Genomic DNA, 6,269 nt, shown 5'->3' with positions numbered 1-6,269 from the left:
TTAGATATTATTAAACAATATATTCAGAACCAGCGAGGTTAGCTAGTGATGCGAAATTCACCTCCACCCTAATGTCGGGTGGAGTCCTCTTTCGCTTTTTTGATAGAGGCGCAAGGTGCCAATCAAGACGTCTATTTTTATGCATGGGGCGGCGATCCTCAAATCAATGCCTACCTACAGTGGGCGGCCAAGCAAGTTGATGAAAAATACAATATCAACTTGGTGCACGTAAAGCTGAGTGATACCAGCGAAGCCGTCAGTCGCGTCCTAGCAGAAAAATCAGCCAATAATGATGACAAAGGCAGCGTTGATCTCATATGGATCAATGGTGCAAACTTTGCCACCATGAGTGAAAACGATTTATTACTCAAGCAATGGTCAAACAAGATACCTAATTTTGCACTCACTGATCCAGACAACAATCCTGCGGTTAACTTCGATTTTGGCGTACCCGTCAACGGTATGGAAGCACCATGGGGACAAGCGTCACTGACTTTTTATTATGACAGCATGTCTACCAAAAAGCCGCCCACCACCTTAAATGAACTCACCACTTGGACCGCACAAAACCCTGGGCGCTTTAGTTATCCTAAACCGCCTGATTTTTTGGGGATGAGCTTTTTAAAATATGCCTTGGTCATGTTACATGAGCAACATGATGCAGATACTGGTGAAGACACCAAATCTCTACTCAACATGCCTGCGACTGAGGAAAACAAAGCCATCGTCCTAGATCCATTATGGGCGTTTTTGGACGATCTGCACCCCACACTGTGGCGCAAGGGTGAGCAGTTTGTTCAAACTGGTGCACAAATGCGTCGCTTGGTCGATGATACCGAGCTGAGTCTCGCCTTTACCTTCTCGGCACCAGAAGTGCCAGCAGCGGTACAACGTTATGACTTACCCCAGAGCATCCGTAGCTATGCCATGAGCGATGGCAGTTTGAGTAACACGCACTTTGTGGCCATTCCTTATAATGCCAGTCACCCTCAAGCGGCGCAGCTGGTCGCCAACTTTTTGATGAGTCCAGAAGCACAAGCCAAAAAACAAACCGCCTCTGTATGGGGGGACAAAACCGTACTCATCCAGTCGACGCTCAGCCCTGAGCAACAAGCCTTATTCAAGACCGATAAAGCTCATCCTAGCGCGCTACCATTTGACAGCATCAAACGTACTGTGAGTGAGCCACATCCAAGCTGGGTTGAGGCCATTATGCAAGGCTGGCAAACACGTTATGGGGTGAGTCCATGAGCCAAGACACCAATAAAGGCAGCACCCAAGGCCAGGCCAATGCTAGCAAAAACTCTAGTGCTAGCCCCATGTATAAGAAAGATTTATTCACACATATCGCTACCCTGAGCCCTAAGTTTTTATTACTGATACTGATACTGCCCGTACTGGGTGGGCTAATCAGTGTACTGTTGCCTGCATTTAGCTGGGTGCCTGCACTTGAGCAAACGACCGTCAGCCTACAGGGCTTCAAAGACCTTTGGATGACGCCAGGTCTTACTCAGATGGTGCTGCTCAGCGTTGGTACAGGACTGATCAGTACCTTGCTGTCTTTTGTCATGACCTTGATGATATTAGCAGCATTCTTTAATAGTGTTTGGCTCACTCGTATTGAGCATTTACTTAGCCCTATTTTGGTCATTCCACATGCTGCAGCAGCGATTGCAGTTGGGTTTTTAATCGCACCCTCTGGTATGTTTGCACGATTGATATCGCCGTGGTTAAGTGGTTGGGAATTAGCCCCAGAAGGCATATTTCCTCATGACCCTTACGGTATCAGTATTATCTTGGGTTTGACCTTAAAAGAATTGCCTTTTTTATTATTAATTGCCCTAGGTGCATTGGCACAACCAGATCTCGGCAAAAAGCTACGTCAACAATATAAAGTGGCTATCAATCTGGGTTATTACCCCGTAACTGCCTTTTTTAAAGCCGTCTTGCCCCTACTCTATCCATTGCTACGTTTGCCTATCCTAGCGGTACTCGCCTATGCCAGTGCTAGCGTAGAGATGCCACTTATCCTAGGGCCAAACACACCGCCGACGCTTGCCGTTACCATCATGCAATGGTTCAATGATGTCGATTTAAACATGCGTATAAAAGCCTCGGCAGGTGCACTATTACAGCTTGTTCTGACCATTGGGCTAATCGCATTATGGCTAGGCGGTGAAAAGCTGATAAAAGTAATGTGTAGTGGCTCGCTGATCAATGGCACGCGCCATCATGCGGATGCAATATGGCAAAAAGTCACAGCCGCTTTGACCGTCATCGTGATTGGCTTTATGTTTATGTCGCTTATTGGTCTGGCTATGTGGTCTGTTGCTGGGTTTTGGCGCTTCCCTGCAGCACTGCCAGAGCAGTTTGTCCTATTGCATTTTCAAAGCGCTTTTATGCAAATGGGTACGCCTCTATTTAACACCATCTCTATTGGTCTTGTGAGCACTGCATTTGCTATTGTGCTTACTTTACTGTGTTTAGAAGCGGAACAACTGAGTGCGAAACGACTCTCTGGCTTTACCAGTTTAATCATTTATTTACCCTTATTGGTGCCGAGTATCGCGTTTCTATTTGGCTTAGTCTGGCTACAGCAACTGGCCAATAATCAAGCAGCGTTTTTTAATGTGGCCTTTACGCACTTACTGTTTGTATTGCCTTATGTGTTTTTATCACTGTCTAGTAGCTATCGGCGTTTAGATCCACGCTTTGCTCGCGTGGCTGCTAGCCTAGGTGCCACGCCACTAAAAGTGTTTTTACAGGTAAAACTACCACAGCTGTTTACACCTATATTGATTGCCGTCGCACTGGGTTTGGCGATAAGCTTTGGTCAGTATTTGCCGACATTGTTGGCAGGTGGTGGACGTATCGCCACCATTACGACAGAAGCGGTGGCGCTCGCGAACGGCGCCAGTAGACGCACCAGTGCAGTGTATGCCATTATTCAAATGTTGCTACCACTGATTGGGTTTATGCTAGCAAGCCTGCTACCAAAATATATTTTTAAAAGTGGTACAAACAACACTCATTAATATGCCCTAAACCAGCCAATAATGACCATATAAATAAAGGGGTTTTGATGTCATCATCTTTACAAATAAAAAACTTAGAACTATATCGGGAAGACACGCGTCTACTGAGCATCGATGAGCAGATTTTTGGTGGTGACATACTCACAGTGATGGGGCCATCTGGTAGTGGCAAATCAAGCTTTTTAAACTGGCTCACAGGCACTTTGCCCAGTGGCTTTCACTCCACAGGTGAGGCGTGGTTAAATGACGAAAACGTCTGTAGCCTACCGCCGCATTTACGCCATATTGGTGTACTGTATCAAGACCCTTTGCTGTTTTCACACTTATCCGTCGCAGGCAATATTGCTTTTGCTATGCCAAAAGGAAATAAGAAGCAGCGGAAAGAAAAAATTGAGCAGGCACTAGAGCAAGTTGGATTAGCAGGTATGGGTAAGCGCCATCCTGACAATTTGTCAGGTGGGCAGCAAGCACGGATTGCTTTACTGCGCACGCTACTCAGCGAGCCAAAAGCGATACTGCTAGATGAGCCTTTTAGCAAGCTTGATACCCAATTGAGAATGGATACGCGGCAATTGGTATTCGATCAAATTCGCACTCATAAGCTGCCTGCTATTATGGTCACGCACGACCAAAGCGATGCCGAAGCAGCCAACGGTAAGGTTATTCATGTAGGATAGGACAAGAGTTTTAGATATTGAAATCAAGCACCCATTCAAAATGACAAAAAAGCAAAACACAAAAGGCAGCTCGCATGTTAGATAAGTTTATCACTCCCGTTATCAAACCGATGCTGAACACTGTCGTTGCAGTACTACACAAGCGCGGTATCACACCAGACCAACTCACGATGCTAGGGTTTTTGATTGGCATGTTGGCATTACCATTAATCGCATTTGAGTTTTGGTATGGGGCACTTGCTGCCATCGCGGTGAACCGTGTTTTTGATGGGCTTGATGGCGCACTCGCTCGCTACGCCAAACAAAGCTCTAGCGCTGGTGGTTATTTAGATATTACCTTGGATTTTTTATTTTATGCCGCCATACCACTTGGCTTTATTTTGGCAAACCCTGAACAAAATGCCATTGCTGGCGCTATATTATTGGCTACATTTATTGGTACTGGCTCTAGCTTTTTGGCATTTGCCATTGCCGCTGAAAAGTTCAATTTGGATAAGCCGCAGTTTAAATACAAAAGCTTTTATTATCTAAACGGTCTGACTGAAGGTACCGAGACCATCGCAATATTTGTAGCATTTTGTCTGTGGCCGCAGCATTTTGCTGTACTCGCTAGCATTTTTGCGACTGCTTGTGCCGTCACTGTTTTCACCCGCATTCATGGTGGCTACAACACTCTGAAACAACTAGAAGCGGATATTCACAAAAGCTGAATATCGTCATTTATTTAAAAGGATTTAAAATACGTATATCAACAAAAGAGTTAACCAATGACAAATGAAGTATGGTGGAGACTGGGCGTTTTTTTTGGCGTGTTAGTCATAATGATGTTGCTTGAGTGGCGCATGCCTGCACGCAAATCCCCGATCAAAAGTAGCAAACGCTGGTTTGCTAACTTTAGCTTGGTGGTTGCGGCTTCTATCGTCACACGGTTGGCCATACCTATCGGCCTGACAGCTGTGGCACTATATAACCAACAGCATGGTATTGGCTTATTTAATATCATTGAGCTGCCCAGTATTGTAGTTATTATATTGAGCTTACTGCTGCTCGACATCGTCATCTATTGGCAGCATCGATTGTTTCATCGCGTCCCTACTCTATGGCGCTTGCATCGAGTACACCATGCCGATGCACACATTGATACCAGTACGGGTCTGAGATTTCATCCTATCGAGATTTTATTGAGTATCGTCGTCAAGTTCATTGCCGTTAGCTTGTTGGGCATACCTGCCATCGCTGTATTAATTTTTGAAATTGTTCTAAATGGACTGGCCATGTTTAATCATGCCAATATTCGCCTAGCACCTGCTATCGAAAAACCATTGCGATTAATATTGATGACTCAAATTTTGCATCGCATCCACCACAGTAAACGCGTGAGCGAGACCGATTCAAACTTTGGTTTTAGCGTTATTTGGTGGGATAAGTTGTTTGGTAGCTATAAGAGTGAAGCAAAAAAATCTGACAGCGAGTTGGATATTGGTTTAAAAGAATATCCTCTGCCCGAACAAAATGCATCGTTATGGAATTTACTCATCATGCCATTCAAAGACAAACCGCCCAAAGGGAAAATCTCTAAAAGTAAATAAACCATCAAGGTAGAAACATTCAAGCTAACAGTCATCAAGCCAAGAACATTCAAGCCAGCAACCATGTCTGCATATTTTTTTAGGTATGGTTAGGGCGTGTTTGATATTCAACCATAGCACTGACAGAGACTATTTTTTAGGCGATTCTAAGGTAAAAATAGTAAGTTTAGTCTTTCTAAGCGTCTATTTTTAGCAATGGAGCGGCAAAAAAGAGTCCTGTCCCTACGGCTGATGCTAAAACTGCACCATACTGCGTTGCAAATCTAGCTACGGCATTTGCATTATCGTCGCTTTGCGCCTTGTCTGGAACAATTTTAGCAATCAGCAGTGCCTATTTGTGAAAGATCAAACACGCCCTAAGCTTTCTCCAATATATCTGATTATGACAAACCCTTATCTATAAACGCTTTGGTACTTACCATTTTAGGTATCCACTCACAATGTAAACCAAATTTACAAATAACTTGAGCGTTCACTCAAATATAATTTGAACGAGTGCTCAAAATGATTTATAGTGGTTGCAGTTGTTAAGCAGCTCGAGCAAATACCATTGATTAATATGATTTATGAACGTGAGTTTTCGCTCAAATAAATATTTGGCTCTTAAGTCGCTTGCACACTTACTCTACAACAATTTATGGTGGTGTGTCAGAAAGTATGCTGAAGAAATAAAGGAGGGTGACAGCCAAAGCAAGATGATATATTTGAGGTTATGAAGACACAAATAGATATCAGCTGCCCCGACTGTCACAGTCCCAGTTTAAAGAAAAACGGCATAAAAAGCTATGGCAAGCAGAACTACCAATGCAAGGACTGCAAACGTCAATTCATTGGTGACCATGCCTTAACTTATAAGGGCTGTCACTCTAAAATAGAAGACATCATACGGCTAATGACGGTGAGAGGTTGCGGTGTTAGAGACATAGCTATTATAGCCTCAGTCAGTATCGGTAAAGTATTGGGCACCA

6 protein-coding genes are annotated in these 6,269 nt (G+C 44.1%); all 6 read left to right on the top strand.

The genetic code is table 11. The features are described 5' to 3' along the window. Positions 1-78: 78 nt before the first annotated feature. Positions 79-1,251 carry an ABC transporter substrate-binding protein gene (locus tag EI164_RS14090; RefSeq protein WP_318779557.1) on the top strand — a complete coding sequence of 391 codons (1,173 nt, stop codon included), beginning with the start codon at positions 79-81 and terminating at the stop codon, positions 1,249-1,251. Beyond that, positions 1,248-3,035 (top strand): ABC transporter permease, encoded by a 1,788-nt coding sequence (locus EI164_RS14085; RefSeq protein WP_192520559.1) that lies wholly within the window; start codon positions 1,248-1,250, stop codon positions 3,033-3,035. Before EI164_RS14090 ends, EI164_RS14085 begins: the two co-directional genes overlap by 4 nt. Before the next feature lie 47 nt (positions 3,036-3,082). Beyond that, the gene (locus EI164_RS14080; protein WP_192520558.1) at positions 3,083-3,712 is read left to right on the top strand and encodes an ATP-binding cassette domain-containing protein; all 630 of its coding nucleotides are present in this window, start codon (positions 3,083-3,085) and stop codon (positions 3,710-3,712) included. A gap of 74 nt (positions 3,713-3,786) precedes the next feature. Then, positions 3,787-4,422 carry a CDP-alcohol phosphatidyltransferase family protein gene (locus EI164_RS14075; protein WP_192520557.1) on the top strand — a complete coding sequence of 212 codons (636 nt, stop codon included), beginning with the start codon at positions 3,787-3,789 and terminating at the stop codon, positions 4,420-4,422. Between the two features lie 57 nt (positions 4,423-4,479). Next, positions 4,480-5,301 carry a sterol desaturase family protein gene (locus tag EI164_RS14070; protein WP_192520556.1) on the top strand — a complete coding sequence of 274 codons (822 nt, stop codon included), beginning with the start codon at positions 4,480-4,482 and terminating at the stop codon, positions 5,299-5,301. A 712-nt stretch (positions 5,302-6,013) separates the two neighbouring features. After that, on the top strand, positions 6,014-6,269 hold a 256-nt coding region (locus tag EI164_RS14065; protein WP_192518970.1), incomplete at its 3' end, for an IS1 family transposase.

Source organism: Psychrobacter sp. FME13, from assembly GCF_014861395.1.
GTDB lineage: Bacteria > Pseudomonadota > Gammaproteobacteria > Pseudomonadales > Moraxellaceae > Psychrobacter.
Note: the sequence above shows the minus strand (reverse complement) of the source record. Positions and strands in the feature narration are given on the sequence as shown.

Coding starts and splice junctions, on each gene's coding strand:
- EI164_RS14085 (WP_192520559.1), top strand. CDS start 1,248: ATGAGCCAAGACACCAATAAAGGCAGCACCCAAGGCCAGGCCAATGCT.
- EI164_RS14080 (WP_192520558.1), top strand. CDS start 3,083: ATGTCATCATCTTTACAAATAAAAAACTTAGAACTATATCGGGAAGAC.
- EI164_RS14075 (WP_192520557.1), top strand. CDS start 3,787: ATGTTAGATAAGTTTATCACTCCCGTTATCAAACCGATGCTGAACACT.
- EI164_RS14070 (WP_192520556.1), top strand. CDS start 4,480: ATGACAAATGAAGTATGGTGGAGACTGGGCGTTTTTTTTGGCGTGTTA.